At 63.4% G+C, this 13,520-nt stretch carries 12 protein-coding genes; 10 read left to right on the forward strand and 2 right to left on the reverse strand.

The genetic code is table 11. The features are described 5' to 3' along the window. Nucleotides 1-25 precede the first annotated feature (25 nt). Nucleotides 26-532 (forward strand): Cys-tRNA(Pro) deacylase, encoded by a 507-nt coding sequence (ybaK, locus tag AC6CH8_RS16040; protein WP_178995488.1) that lies wholly within the window; start codon nt 26-28, stop codon nt 530-532. A 42-nt stretch (nt 533-574) separates the two neighbouring features. Here ybaK and AC6CH8_RS16045 read toward each other — a convergent pair whose 3' ends face one another. Further along, complete coding sequence (locus tag AC6CH8_RS16045) at nt 575-1,843, reverse strand: alpha/beta hydrolase family protein (protein ID WP_498191471.1); 1,269 nt, start codon at nt 1,841-1,843, stop codon at nt 575-577. A gap of 135 nt (nt 1,844-1,978) precedes the next feature. Here AC6CH8_RS16045 and AC6CH8_RS16050 point away from each other — a divergent pair, with 135 nt between their 5' ends. The 9 genes from AC6CH8_RS16050 to AC6CH8_RS16090 all read left to right on the forward strand — a co-directional run bounded on the left by AC6CH8_RS16050 (nt 1,979) and on the right by AC6CH8_RS16090 (nt 12,152). Beyond that, nucleotides 1,979-2,470: a hypothetical protein gene (locus AC6CH8_RS16050; protein WP_091467649.1), complete on the forward strand. Its 492-nt coding sequence runs from the start codon at nt 1,979-1,981 to the stop codon at nt 2,468-2,470. 14 nt (nt 2,471-2,484) lie between these two features. Next, nucleotides 2,485-2,925: a peptide-methionine (R)-S-oxide reductase MsrB gene (gene msrB / locus AC6CH8_RS16055; protein WP_091467647.1), complete on the forward strand. Its 441-nt coding sequence runs from the start codon at nt 2,485-2,487 to the stop codon at nt 2,923-2,925. 208 nt (nt 2,926-3,133) lie between these two features. After that, entirely contained in the window at nt 3,134-4,501 is a 1,368-nt protein-coding gene (locus tag AC6CH8_RS16060) for a DUF6421 family protein (protein ID WP_498191472.1), read from the forward strand. Beyond that, nucleotides 4,501-5,238: an SDR family NAD(P)-dependent oxidoreductase gene (locus AC6CH8_RS16065; protein WP_498191473.1), complete on the forward strand. Its 738-nt coding sequence runs from the start codon at nt 4,501-4,503 to the stop codon at nt 5,236-5,238. The genes AC6CH8_RS16060 and AC6CH8_RS16065 overlap by 1 nt, the downstream gene beginning before the upstream one ends. A gap of 29 nt (nt 5,239-5,267) precedes the next feature. Beyond that, nucleotides 5,268-6,374: a threonine aldolase family protein gene (locus tag AC6CH8_RS16070; protein WP_498191474.1), complete on the forward strand. Its 1,107-nt coding sequence runs from the start codon at nt 5,268-5,270 to the stop codon at nt 6,372-6,374. Nucleotides 6,375-6,441: 67 nt separating this feature from the next. Next, the gene (locus AC6CH8_RS16075; RefSeq protein WP_091466756.1) at nt 6,442-7,101 is read left to right on the forward strand and encodes a DUF3000 domain-containing protein; all 660 of its coding nucleotides are present in this window, start codon (nt 6,442-6,444) and stop codon (nt 7,099-7,101) included. An 80-nt stretch (nt 7,102-7,181) separates the two neighbouring features. Beyond that, a complete protein-coding gene (locus AC6CH8_RS16080) occupies nt 7,182-8,543 on the forward strand; it encodes an HRDC domain-containing protein (protein WP_091466754.1) in 1,362 nt (453 codons plus the stop codon). A gap of 193 nt (nt 8,544-8,736) precedes the next feature. Then, a complete protein-coding gene (locus tag AC6CH8_RS16085; protein ID WP_498191475.1) occupies nt 8,737-10,011 on the forward strand; it encodes a thiolase family protein in 1,275 nt (424 codons plus the stop codon). After that, on the forward strand, nt 10,008-12,152 hold the full coding sequence (locus AC6CH8_RS16090) for a 3-hydroxyacyl-CoA dehydrogenase NAD-binding domain-containing protein (RefSeq protein ID WP_420180789.1): 2,145 nt from the start codon (nt 10,008-10,010) through the stop codon (nt 12,150-12,152). The genes AC6CH8_RS16085 and AC6CH8_RS16090 overlap by 4 nt, the downstream gene beginning before the upstream one ends. A gap of 137 nt (nt 12,153-12,289) precedes the next feature. On the opposite strand, the gene AC6CH8_RS16095 is transcribed toward AC6CH8_RS16090, so the two are convergent. Next, a protein-coding gene (locus AC6CH8_RS16095; protein ID WP_498191476.1) for an IS3 family transposase occupies nt 12,290-13,509 on the reverse strand; the annotation gives its coding sequence in 2 pieces (ribosomal slippage) (nt 12,290-13,242 and nt 13,242-13,509; 1,221 coding nt in all). Nucleotides 13,510-13,520 lie beyond the last annotated feature (11 nt).

The following is a 13,520-nucleotide window of genomic DNA, read 5'->3' on the forward strand; positions in this document are numbered from 1 at the left end:
AAAACTGAAGGGCACAACCACAGGTATGGCCAAGAAGATGGCTTCACAGGGAACGCCGGCTACTGCAGCACTTGCAGCGGCTGGCGTTCCCTTCGTGTTGCACCCCTATGCGCACGATCCGTCGGCGGCCAGTTACGGCATGGAGGCCTCGGAAGTCCTGGGCATTGAGCCTGAACGGGTTTTCAAGACCCTCATGGTGGAGGTTGAAGGCCGCCTGGCTGTGGCCATCGTTCCGGTGTCCGGGAACCTCGACCTAAAGTCCGTCGCAGCAGCCCTCGGAGCCAAGAAGGCAGCAATGGCCGATCCCAAGGCCGCCGAACGACGCACCGGATATGTGCTGGGAGGCATATCACCGCTGGGACAGCGGCAGGCCTCCCCCACAGTCCTTGACGAGTCTGCCTTGGACTTGGCTACCCTCCTTGTGTCCGGAGGCCGCCGTGGACTGGACATAGAGCTGGCTCCGGCCGATCTCATCCGGCTTACCAAGGCCATCACGGCTCCCATCGGCACTGCCTCGAGCATCAAGGGCTAACCGAAACCGAAGCCGCCTGGCCACCCGCAACTCCGGGGTTCCTCAGCCAGGCTGCCCGGTGGCGCCCGTCTGCCCGGGATTGTTTCGGGGAGCCAGTTGCCTCTGGAGCCAGGCGCGGACCAGGCGCTCCCAGCGTTCGGGGTCCACGTTCCACTCTTTGGTGTGCCGGGCGCCGTCGAACGGCTCAAAGGTGACCATCTCGGGGTTCTTCTCCGCAAGGCTCGCGGAAGGCCCGAAGGGCACGTAGTCGTCGTCCACGCTGTGGATCAGCAATGTGGGGGTCCGCAACTCGACTGCCCGCGCTTCCCAGTCCATGGCTTTCAGGTCCACAGGCGCAGATAGTCCGGTCAGCCTGCGTCCCAAGGGATGGCTCAGCATCATCTGTCCATACCGTCCTACGTTGTAGGGGATCCTGTTCATCTCGGCGTGGTGGGCCATGACATTAACCCAATTGATGACCGGGGCATCCAGTACCAACGCGCGGATGAGGTGGCGGTGCTTGGACAGGTCCGCTGTTTGCAGGCTGATCGCCCCGCCCATGGACCAGCCAAACAAAACTATTTCCTGCGCACCCTGATCCAGTGCGTATTCGACCGCGGCCTCAACGTCGCGCCATTCCGTGGAACCGAGGCCGTATCGCCCATCCGGCGCGGCGGGGGCAAGTCCGTCATTACGGTAGGAAATCAACAGGCTGTCCATACCGAGTTCCCGTGCAGTGCGGACGGCACGAAGGCCTTCCAGGCGCGTGGCTCCGCGGCCGTGGACCATGATGGCGCAGACTGGCGCCGCGGCCGAAGCTTCGGCCCGGATCAGCCAGGCAGGTGCTTTCCCGCCGTCGATCTCTATGTCCACGTCCTCGGCCGCAAGGCCGATCGCGGCCGGGTCCGGGTACGTTGCACCGCTCCACCAAGCACGGCGCGCCTCCGGGAGGTTGCCACTGTAAACTTCCTCGACCTCGCGCAGTACGGTTTGCTCGGCGGGCGAATAGGACACAATCCGGCCGATCCTGGCATGTCCTTGGCCGCCGGAGAAGAAGAGGCTGAAGACGCCGTCGATGGTGGTATCAGGGGTGGCCGCAAGAATGACCTGAGGTCCCTTGTCACCGCGGATTACGGCTAGTACTTCCTGGTCCTCGTGCCGGGCTGCGGGCGTGATGACACGGCGGGCAAAATACACGGCGAGCGCCGAGGATCCCGCGCCTACCAGACCGGCTACGGTACCGCCGGCCAGGAATCCTGCGATGGCCCATTTGGTTCGGAGGGAGAGTTTCTTGTCTGCAGCGTCGCTCGCTGGCGGGGTAGTCGATGCCATGGTTCCATTGTTGCTGCTCAGCGGCGGTGCTTGGGGCAGGCGTGGACCGCGCGGCGATCGGCCCGCGAATCCTGGCGCGTGAATCAGAGTCCCAAAAATCTGCGGACAGCGGTTCGCCGGGACTACGCTGTAGCCATGAGTGATCCCATCGTCATCCTGACTGAAGAGCCCCTCGGCCCCGACGACCGCGTTAATATCGCCAAATTGCTCGACGGCGGTGATGCGCCCCTTATTGTCTTGGTCCCCTCAAACACAGAGCGACATCTTCTGGTCGACTTCCTGGAAAACCTGTCGCTGCTTGATATCGCCAAGGCGTTCCGGGAGCTCACTGCACAGCATCCCGACCCTGAGGCTGAGCGTGCGGAGGCCTCTGAGACGCTGGCTGCATCGCTGGCGGCGTTGGCCGGGTTGGGCGGTGGCGTCACCGGGGAGGTCGTCGACGGCGGTGCCGTGGCCGGCTTGGTGGCGAAGGTCCGTGCGGTGGACGCCGCACAGGCGGTTGTCATTACCCGGCCCCATGCCATTTCTGACACGTTCCACACTGACTGGGCCAATAAGGCACAGGATCAGCTGGGTCTTCCGGTCCTCCACCTGTACGCCGGTTCGGGATTTATCGGCGACTCGTGAGCGTTGCATTAGACATGAACACTCCTGACAACACCAGCAAGACAACTTCTGTGCCCGTGGAAAAGAGCGATGCCCAGTGGCGGGAGGAGCTGACGCCCGAGGAATACCGTGTTCTTCGGCAGGCGGGAACCGAGCGGCCGTACACGGGCGAGTACTGGGACACCCACACGGAAGGCGAGTACCAGTGTCGCGCTTGTGGCAGCCGGTTGTTCACCAGCCGGGAGAAATTTGATTCCCATTGTGGTTGGCCGTCGTTCTGGGCACCCTTGGCCGAAGGTACGGTCCGGTATCTCCATGACCGCACCATGGGAATGGATCGTGTTGAAGTCCGGTGCGCCAACTGTGACTCTCATCTGGGGCACGTTTTCGAGGGCGAGGGCTATGGCACGCCCACGGACCAGCGGTTCTGCATTAATTCCGTGTCGCTTCGCTTGGTGACGCCGGAAGAGAGCTAGGCAGTTCCGGACGGGCTGGCGCTTTGCCGGCCCGTCCGGGAACTCAGCGTTTTTTGGGGGCTCCCTATGGCGGGACTGAATCTCAACCCGCCTTCATGCACCGGATGGCCAAGACTTTCTTATGCTCAGGCCATTCTTGGATTAGCAACGCTTTTTGCTTGCTACGCTCTGCCCAGAAGCAAACACCTCTTCGAAAGGGCCGGGCTCCATGACCACTATCACCACCACTATCCTGCCGCGTGTCACCGCCGACAACGCCGAATGGATGACCCTGAAGGCTGCAGCCACAGCACTGCAGGCACTCCAGGAGCAGGACGGCTCCATTGCCGATTCCGCAGCCCACTCCGAGGCGGCAAGCCTCGTTGCCACAGTGACTGACGCCATCGCAGCCCTGTCACCGCACTTCCCCCACGATGCCCGGTACCTGGAACTCCTGGTGGAAGACTTCGGCCGATGGGTCGAGGGCGGCTTCGGGGTGCCGGACTTCCTGGACTCCCTCCAGGCGTTCCAGCCCCAGGAGCAGCGCATTGACGGCCTCCAGCACCTGGTGGTTTTCCCCATGTACACGCAGAACGGCAGCACCAACAGGTTGGTCGAAGCCGTCCTGATCGAGGTTATCTGGCCGGAGTTCATTGGCGGCCTGGAGGCCGGCGAGTACTCCAATAAGCTCTTCGTCCCCATCCGCTTCGTGGATTTCACTCCCGGGTACGACACGAACTCGGCTGTACTCTTCCCCGAGACGGTGGCCGTCCGCGAGACCCCTACCTTTACTTGGGGTGCCATCTTCGCCGACCGCGAGGCCGCTCGTTTCCGCCGCGTCCTCAAGGCAGCTGCGGCCACCACGTCGCTGGAACTTCCCGAGGATGCAGCGCAGCTCATCGAGGACCAGGAACTGACTCAGCGAACCTTTGTCATGTGGGACCTGATCCACGACCGCACCCACATGCGCGGGGACCTTCCCTTCGATCCGTTCATGATCAAGCAGCGGATGCCGTTTTTCCTTTACTCGCTGGAGGAACTGCGCTGCGATCTGACCGCGTTCCGTGAGTCCGTACGCATTGAAAAAGACGAAGAAGCCGACCCCGATGCCCGCAAACATGCAAAGCTCGTCCAGTACGCAGTGATCTTCGACCGGATTTTCCGTTTCGCCATCACGGGCAGCCGCGTCCGTAACTACGACGGCCTGGGCGGCCAGCTCCTGTTCGCATGGATGCACCAGCACCACGTGCTCCACTGGACAGACAGCAAGCTCTCCATCGACTGGGACGAAGCTGCCTCGGTTGTAGTGGAACTCGGTGCCAAAATCGAGGAGCTCTACTGGCGCTCGATCGACCGCCCGAAGGCTGCCCACTGGCTGGCAGCGTACGAGCTCATTTCGAGCACCGTGACTCCCCACCCGGCGTCGGTATGGGCCAAGGGCCCGGACGCGCTGCCCTTGGACGGTCCGCCCCGCGGCCTCACGGACCAGGTGCTGGATGACGAGTTCCCCCTGTCCATGTTCTACGAAGCACTGGAGAAGAAGATGCGCCCTGTCATCGAGTCCACCACCGGAATTACTGGCTCGACGGCGGCCTGATGACCACACTGACTATCCTTGTGACCGGCGGAAGCAGCGCATCGGGCATCGCCGTGGCGCGTGCGTTGGGGGCCGCCGGTCACAAGGTGCTCACCGTGGGTTCGGACGATGTCCGGATCAAAGCGGCCGCGGCTGAGGCCGGCAATGGGGCAACTCCCCTGGTTTCCGATCTCTCCAGCCTGGATTCCGTACGCGAACTTGCTGCCAGCTTCCGTAACCTCGGGATCGAGGGCATCGATGGCGTGATCCACTTGGTGGGCGGCTGGCGGGGCGCCAAGGGCATCGAAGACCAAACGGATGAGGACTGGGACTCGATGGAACGGAGCGCTGTGACCACACTCCGCAACGTCTCCCGGGTCTTCTACGGCCAGATTGAAGCATCCCCGCACGGCCGTTTTGCCATGGTGTCGTCAACCACCGCCGCTGCTCCAACAGCTGCAGCCGCCAGCTACGCGGCGGCAAAAGCAGCTGCAGAAGCTTGGACCTTGGCGGTAGCGGATGGTTTCCGGCGGGCGCAATCCGGAACAGCCGGGAACGCGGAAGCCCCCACCGGGCAGCACAGCGCGGCAGTAATTTTCGTGGTCAAAGCCCTCGTGGATCCAGCCATGCGGGAAGCCCATCCGGAAAGGCGATTCCCCGGCTTCACGGACGTTGAAGAACTGGCGGCTGCCGCCGTCGGACTCTTTGAACAACCCGCCGCCACCCTCAACGGCCAGCGCATCCTGCTGGCCCCATAGAATCCTGCCGGCCAAATAGACTTGAAAGCGTGAATGAACAAGTGACGAGCACAACAGAGGCAATCCACAGCGCCAACGAAACCCCCGGCGCGGGTCAACTGCATAACCCTGCGGTTCGTGGGTTCGCATCGGACAACTACTCCGGCGTACATCCGGAGATCCTCTCAGCACTGGCAACCGCCAACGGCGGGCATCAGGTGTCCTACGGTGAGGACGTCTACACGGCACGGCTGCAGGAGGTCCTGGAGCAGCAATTCGGCCCGGGCATCGAGACCTTCCCGGTCTTCAACGGAACCGGCGCCAACGTCCTTGCCCTGCAATCCCTCCTTCCCCGGTGGGGCGCGGTGATTTGCGCCTCCACAGCACACATCAATATGGACGAGAACGGTGCGCCGGAACGGGTGGGCGGGATCAAGCTCCTGCAAGTGCCCACCGAGGACGGCAAGCTCACGCCCGAGCTGATTGACCGTGAAGCCTGGGGCTGGGGCGACGAGCACCGCGCCCAGCCGCTGGTGGTGTCCATTACCCAAACCACTGAGCTCGGCACCTGCTACACGCCGGAAGAAGTGCGGGCCATCGCCGACCACGCTCACGCCAAAGGCATGAAGCTGCACATGGATGGCGCCCGGCTTGCGAACGCCGCAGCGCACCTGGACGTTCCCCTCCGCGCGTTCACCCGCGACGCCGGCGTGGACATCCTGTCCTTTGGCGGCACCAAGAATGGACTACTTTTTGGTGAAGTCGTGGTGGCCCTGAACCCGGAGGCGGCTGACGGCCTGAAGTTCCTGCGCAAGATGAACATGCAATTGGCATCGAAGATGCGCTTCATCTCGGCCCAGTTCATTGCCCTGCTGGAGGATGGCCTCTGGCTGCGTTCCGCCGCCCACGCCAACGCCATGGCCGCCCGCCTGCGAACGGCAGTGGAAGGACTCGACGGCGTGAAGCCAACCCAGGCAACACAGTCCAACGGCGTCTTCGCCATCCTTCCCGAAGGCGTGGCAGACAAGCTGCGTGAATCCTTTGCCTTCTACGACTGGGATGCCGCCCGCCGCGAAGTTCGGTGGATGTGTTCGTTCGATACCACGGAGGAAGACATTGACGCTTTCGTGGCAGCAATTAAGCGCGAACTGGCCTAACGCGTAACAGGTGCAATCCGGGGCGGCGAGCCTGCACAGATTCGCTGCCCCGGACGCATAATCTGCGATGGTGAACGCCCTCGCACAGGTTCCCTCGGAATTTCTCTCCGCCTTGGGATCGCTACGAAAAGCACAATGCCGCAGCGAACTGCGGCTTGACGAGATCCCCGCTCCTGCCCGCCTGGCTCCCTACGCAGTCGCCCTGGGCGCCGAAGTTTTCAGCCCCACTGCGGCCACCCGCCAGGTTCCCGTCCATGGACCGGCCGCCAAGGCCTTCGCCGCAAACCAAGGCAGCAGTTCCTCCAGCGAAGAGGACGACGAACTGGCCACTGGCCGCTTCATCCTCCTTTATGACCCCGACGGTTCTGCTGTCTGGGAGGGGGAGTTCCGAATCGTCACTTACATTCGGGCTCAAATGGACGCAGAGATGGGGAACGACTCCATGCTCGGCTCTGTTGCCTGGACCTGGCTCGTTGACGCCTTGGAGAACCGCGCCGCGCCCTATCGGGCTGCCGGCGGCACTGCCACCAGGATCCTGTCCGAAAGCTTCGGCACCTTGGCCGAACGGCCGGACACCATAGACATCGAGCTCCGGGCGTCCTGGACACCGGCCAGCCAGGATGTACAAGCCCACCTCGAAGCCTGGTCCGACATGGTATGCACCTTCGCAGGCCTGCCGCCCCTGCCGCCAGGGGTCACCGGACTACCCAACAGGAGACTCAATTGAGTGTGAGAAACGCGTCGGCGGGTACCCGCAAAGGACCTGAAACACCCCGCTGCGGCCGGAATCGGTAAGCTTAACTCACCATGACCCCTGAAAATCCGGAAAACACCACGGCCGGCGATCCGGTTGCTGATCCCACCACCCACATCAAGGTAGACGGCTTCGATAGCCACGTCCCTGAAATCATCGATCTCGATACTCCCCGCGAAGGCGTACCCCTGGTCATCGACACCCCGTCCGGGCTGGAGCGGTGCGCAACCGCAATCGCCGCCGGAACAGGACCTGCCGGAGTGGACGCAGAACGCGCTTCCGGCTTCCGCTACGGGCAGCGGGCTTTCCTGGTACAGATCCGCCGCGAGGGCGCCGGAACCTGGCTGATCGATCCCGAACCATTCGAGAACCTGGACATCATCAATGACGCCCTCCGCGGCGTCGAATGGATCCTTCACGCGGCGTCACAGGACCTCCCTTGCCTTTCGGAGCTCGGCATGTGGCCGGACAAGCTCTTCGATACCGAACTTGCCGCCCGCCTCGCGGGACTCCCCCGCGTGGGTCTTGCGGCCGTCATTGAACAACTCCTCGGATTCGGCCTCGCGAAAGAACACTCCGCTGCCGACTGGTCCACACGCCCCCTGCCGGAACCCTGGCTGCGATACGCAGCGCTCGACGTCGAAGTCCTCGCAGAACTCCGCGAGGAACTCATCGAGTTGCTGGAGGCTGACGGCAAGCTTGAATACGCCGAACAGGAGTTTGCAGGCATCCTCGCGGCAGGCCTTTCCGCCCCGCGTGTGGATCCCTGGCGGAAGACCTCCGGACTCCACCAGATACGCGACCGCCGCCAATTGGCAGCTGTACGTGAGCTGTGGCTTGAGCGGGACCAATTGGCTCGCAAACGGGACGTAGCTCCCGGCCGGCTCATCCCCGACTCGGCGCTGGTGGCTGCAGCCAAAGCCATGCCCACCACCGTGCCGCAGCTCCTGGCCACCAAGGGATTCCACGGCCGGTCCGCCCAGAGGGAAGCCCCGCGCTGGCTCCGCTGCATCACCAACGCCAGGACACTCACGGATCTCCCACCCCTGCACTTACCCACCAACGCCCCGCCTCCGCCACGGGTCTGGGCGGACAGGGATCCCGAGGCCGCAGCACGCCTTGCCACCGCCAGGCCGGCCCTGCAGGCAAAGGCAGATGAGCTGAAGCTGCCAGTGGAGAACCTGCTGACACCGGATTATTTGCGACGAGTTGCCTGGCGCCCTCCGGCTGATGTTTCCCTGGAGTCCGTCGCTGCAGAGTTGCGGTCCCTGGGTGCGCGTGAGTGGCAAATCTCCTTCGCCGCCCCGATACTCACCGAAGCATGCTTGAACCCGGCCCCGCTTCCCGGCAAGGAGTCCAAGGGGAAGGAAGTCCAAGCGTCCAAGGACGCGCTACCTTCCGGTAATGCCGGCTGAGCTCCCGCCCGCCTTGAGGCCTGTCACCCGAACTGAGGTTCGTGGGGCAGGCCTTTCGCGTCCCCGGGGACAGGTGGGTAACGCCTCCGCGGGCCTTGCAAGCTAAGTTACCCACGAGTAACATTGGACCCAATGCCAGCCGAAGCCCCCGCGACGCGGGACTCGGCGCCATGTCTCAACGAGGAGTTATTACATGAGTCCATCACGCAGTGCTCAGAGGAACGTCCGCGACGTCGTCTTCGTGGACGGTGTGCGCACCCCCTTCGGAAAGGCCGGCGAAAAAGGCATATATGCGGGCACCCGCGCCGATGACCTCGTGGTGAAGTGCATCCGCGAACTGATGCGCCGGAATCCCTCACTGCCCGCGGACCGGATCGACGAAGTTGCCATCGCTGCCACCACCCAGACCGGGGATCAAGGCCTCACCATCGGCCGCACCGCGGCGCTGTTGGCCGGGCTCCCCCGCACGGTACCCGGCTTCGCCATCGACCGCATGTGCGCTGGCGCCATGACGGCAGTAACGACGACGGCGAGCGGCATCGGTTTCGGTGCCTACGACGTCGTCATTGCAGGCGGCGTGGAGCACATGGGCAACCACCCCATGGGTGCAGGCGCCGATCCCAATCCGCGGTTCATGTCGGAAAGACTGGTGGACCCCGCGGCCCTGAACATGGGCAACACGGCAGAGAACCTGCACGACCGCTTCCCCGCGATCACCAAGGACCGCACGGACACCTATGCAGCGGCCTCCCAGGCCAAGCTCGCCGCAGCTTACTCCAACGAACAAATCCAGCATGACCTGGTCCCCGTAGCCACCATGAAGCCCGGCCAGGGCTGGGCACTGCACACCGCGGACGAGCCGCCGCGGCCTGGCACCACTGTTGCCGACCTGGCCGAATTGCGGACACCGTTCCGCGCCCATGGTCGCGTCACCGCCGGCAACGCTGCGGGATTGAACGACGGCGCCACAGCCGCGGTTCTCGCTTCGGCCGAAGCTGCTGAAGAACTTGGCCTCTCAGTCAAGATGCGCTTGGTCTCCTACGCTTTCGCCGGCGTCGAACCCGAGGTCATGGGAATCGGACCGGTTCCCGCCACGGAAAAGGCCCTGAAGAACGCGGGACTGGGTATCGAGGACATTGGACTCTTCGAAATCAACGAGGGCTTCGCCGTCCAGGTCCTCAGTTTCCTGGACCACTTCGGCATCGCAGATGACGATCCCCGGGTCAACCGCTATGGCGGTGCGATCGCCGTCGGACACCCACTTGCTTCCTCGGGCGTCCGCCTGATGAACCAGCTCGCGCGGCAGTTCGAGGAAGACCACTCTGTTCGTTACGGCATTACCACCATGTGCATTGGATTGGGCATGGGCGCCACGGTGATCTGGGAAAACCCGCACCATGCAGCCTACGAAGTGTTCGCCAATGACCAGGGCACCACCGAAGCCACCACCGAAGGAGCCGCCGCATGAGCGCCGCCGAATTCCAGAAGCTCGCCGCACTTTTCCCTGATGAGGTTGTCACGCACTCCTATGTGCAGGACATCAAGCTGCCGGGGGGCGCCGGGACCTTCGCGCTGATCACCTTGGATAATGGCCTTGACCACTCCAAGCCCACCACACTGGGGCCCAATACGCTCGTTGAACTCGGCGGGGTCTTGGAGAAGCTCAAGGAGCGGGCCTCGCGGGGAGAAATCGTCGGCGTCGGCGTCACCGGAAAGCCTTACTTCCTGGTGGCCGGGGCCGACCTTTCGGCCGTAAAGACACTCAAGGAACGCGAGCACGGGCTCTGGATGGCACAGCTTGGCCACGCCGTCTACAGCACGCTCGCCGACCTGGGTGTTCCGAGCTTCGCCTTCATCAATGGCCTGGCCTTGGGCGGCGGGCTGGAGATCGCCCTGCAGTCCACGTATCGGACCGTCTCCACGGGTGCCGGCGCGCTGGCCTTGCCTGAAGCGTTCATCGGCCTCGTACCGGGTTGGGGCGGCGTCTACATCCTGCCCCGCCTCATCGGTCCCGAGAATGCCGTCAAGGTGATGATCGAGAATCCCCTCAGCAACAACCGCACGCTGACCGGACCCCAGGCGTTCGAACTCGGCGTGGCTGATGCCATGTTCGAACCTGCCGACTTTGTGGAGCAGTCGCTAGCGTGGGCGGCCCGGGTCATTTCCGGCGAGGTGACGCCTGAGCGGAAGAACTCCGTTGATGCCACCGATGACGCAGTCACCGCCCGTTGGGCAGCTGCGGTAGCCGCAGGTCGGGCTTTCGTGGAGTCCAAGACCTCCAACGCCTCCCCTGCCCCGGGCAAGGTCCTGGACGTCATGGAGGCCAACCGCACCATGACCCAAGCCGAGTCGGCTGAACTCGAGTGCGAGACCCTCGCCGGGCTCATGCAAACCGACGAGTTCCGCTCCACCGTGTACGCGTTCCTGGACCTCGTCCAAAAGCGCTCCAAGCGTCCCGCGGGCGCCCCCGATCGCAAGCTTGCCCGCCCCGTCACCAAGATCGGCGTTGTGGGTGCAGGGCTCATGGCAAGCCAGCTGGCATTGTTGTTCGCCCGGCAGCTGAAAGTCCCGGTGGTCATGACCGATATCGATCAGGCACGGGTGGACAAGGGCGTCGCATACGTCCACGCCGAAGTCGACAAAATGCTTGCCAAGAAGCGGATCAAGCAGGACGCCGCCAACAGGACCAAAGCGCTCATTACGGGTTCCGTCTCCAAGGAAGCCTTCGCCGATGCCGACTTCGTCATCGAAGCCGTCTTCGAAGAACTGCACATCAAGAAGCAGGTCTTCGCCGAGGTGGAAGCGATAGTTTCTCCCGAGTGCATTCTGGCCACGAACACGTCCTCACTGTCCGTCACTGCCATGGCCGAAGATTTGAAGCACCCCGAACGCCTGGTGGGCTTCCACTTCTTCAACCCGGTGGCTGTCATGCCGTTGTTGGAGATCGTTCGGGCACCAAAGACCGACGACGCCGTCCTGGCCACCGCATTCGAACTCGCCAAGGGACTCAAGAAGACCGCCGTCCTGGTCAAGGACGCCGCAGCCTTCGTGGTAAACCGCATCCTGCTTCGCCTCATGGGCGAGGTTATCGCGGCGTTCGACGAAGGAACCCCGGCGGAGGTGGCAGACAGCGCGCTGCGTCCCATGGGGCTGCCAATGTCGCCGTTCACCTTGAGTGCAATGGTTGGCCTGCCGGTCGCCCAGCATGTCCAGGAGTCCCTGCACGCCGCGTTCGGCCACCGGTTCCCGGTCTCGCAAAACCTGCAGAAACTCATCGACAACGGAGTGAAGAGCCTCTGGGTCCCCGGGCCTGACGGAACTCCCGTCATCCCGGCGGAGACGCTGGCCATCATGTCCTTCGGCAACACCCCGTCCACTGGCGAAGAAGTCCTCCGGCGCACCCAGGATGCACTGGCCGAGGAGATAGGACTGATGCTCGAAGAAGGTGTCGTGGCCGGACCCGAAGACATCGACCTTTGCGTCATCATGGGCGCAGGGTGGCCGATGTTCCTGGGCGGCATTACGCCGTACCTGGACCGGGTGGGCGCATCGGAGCGTGTCAACGGCAAGAGGTTTCTCGCCCCTGGCGTTGCATCAGCGCCTGCTTAACTCATCCCTCTCTCAGATCCCGCCGCCTAAACCGGAACGCTCTCTCATATCCGCCGCTTAAACCGGAACGCTCTCTCACCTTGGTGGGAGAGCGTTTGCGCTCGTCAAGTTTTTGAGACAGGTTTCGTCGTTGTTGGTTAGGCTGCCAGGGGTTGCTGGCGGCCGGGGTTGTAGGTGGTGTGGGCGGTTAGTGGGGCTGCGCCGCCGGCCCTTCTGTTGGGTCGGCGGCGGTTGTACCAGCCCTCGATGTATTCCATTACTCCGGTCCGGGCGGCGAGCCGGGATGTGAAGCGTTGGTGGTGGTAGAACTCGGTTTTCAGGTGCGAGAAGAAGTTCTCCGCGACTGCGTTGTCCCAACAGACGCCGACTTTGCCCATGGACTGGGTGACGCTGTTGCTGCCGCACCAGTTCTGAAATTCGTCGGAGGTGTACTGGGTACCGCGGTCGGAGTGGAAGATGACCGAGGGCCCGCTGAGGTGTCCGTGGTTCCGGGCCATCTGCAATGCCGCGGTGCACAGGCTTGCCCGCATGTGGGCAGCCATGGACCAGCCGATGACCATGCCGGAAAACAGGTCGATGACGGTGGCCAGGTAGAGCCAGCCCTCACCGGTGCGCAGGTAGGTGATGTCACCGACCAGTCGGGTCCCGGGCACTGTGGAGGTGAAGTCGCGTTTTCCCTGGTCATCGAGCATGTGGTTCTCGATATGGGCGGTCTTGGCCTGCGGGTCCTGAACCGTGGTCTGTTTCCAGGCCTGGGTTCGGATGGCCCGCAGGCCCTTTTCGCGCATGATGGCCCCCACGGTGGGGGCGGAGACTTTGGTCCCGGCCGCGTTCAGCAAAAGAGTCAGCTGATCACGGCCGGCACGGCCTTCTTCCTTCTCGTACAGGCCGCTGACCGCCGTGACCAGATTCTCATGCCGCACCGTACGCGGTGAGGGCCCGGCAGGGTTGCGCCAGCGGTAGAACGAGGCCCGGGAGACCTTCAGCGCCCGGCATAGCCACACCACGGAATGGTTGGCCTTCTCCGCTTCGATGAACTCGTAGAAGTCCTCTACTTTTGCTTCGCGGCAAAGAAGGCGCTGACTTTTCCCAGGAACTCGACCTCGGCCTTCAACCGCTCATTCTCGGCCAAAGCCTTCCGGTGTTCCTCCCACGCCACGGGCCCACGATCGGGCACCGGGACCGGGACAGGCCCGTCCGAGGAACGCGCACGAGCCCGAGCGAGCCAGTTCCCCAACGTGCTTTCCTTTACCCCGATCTCCTCGGCGACCTGCTTCACCGACCGATCCGCGGACAAAACCAACCGCACTGCTTCCTCACGGAACGCGGCATCATATTTTCTTCTGGGCGTGCTCATCCGAAACGCAA

This window comes from Paenarthrobacter sp. GQ52 (genome assembly GCF_059759005.1).

Bases quoted from the DNA above. Each gene is read 5' to 3' on its own strand.
- ybaK (WP_178995488.1), top strand. From the start codon at position 26: ATGGCCAAGAAGATGGCTTCACAGGGAACGCCGGCTACTGCAGCACTT.
- AC6CH8_RS16045 (WP_498191471.1), bottom strand. From the start codon at position 1,843: ATGGCATCGACTACCCCGCCAGCGAGCGACGCTGCAGACAAGAAACTC.
- AC6CH8_RS16050 (WP_091467649.1), top strand. From the start codon at position 1,979: ATGAGTGATCCCATCGTCATCCTGACTGAAGAGCCCCTCGGCCCCGAC.
- msrB (WP_091467647.1), top strand. From the start codon at position 2,485: ATGAACACTCCTGACAACACCAGCAAGACAACTTCTGTGCCCGTGGAA.
- AC6CH8_RS16060 (WP_498191472.1), top strand. From the start codon at position 3,134: ATGACCACTATCACCACCACTATCCTGCCGCGTGTCACCGCCGACAAC.
- AC6CH8_RS16065 (WP_498191473.1), top strand. From the start codon at position 4,501: ATGACCACACTGACTATCCTTGTGACCGGCGGAAGCAGCGCATCGGGC.
- AC6CH8_RS16075 (WP_091466756.1), top strand. From the start codon at position 6,442: ATGGTGAACGCCCTCGCACAGGTTCCCTCGGAATTTCTCTCCGCCTTG.
- AC6CH8_RS16080 (WP_091466754.1), top strand. From the start codon at position 7,182: ATGACCCCTGAAAATCCGGAAAACACCACGGCCGGCGATCCGGTTGCT.
- AC6CH8_RS16085 (WP_498191475.1), top strand. From the start codon at position 8,737: ATGAGTCCATCACGCAGTGCTCAGAGGAACGTCCGCGACGTCGTCTTC.
- AC6CH8_RS16090 (WP_420180789.1), top strand. From the start codon at position 10,008: ATGAGCGCCGCCGAATTCCAGAAGCTCGCCGCACTTTTCCCTGATGAG.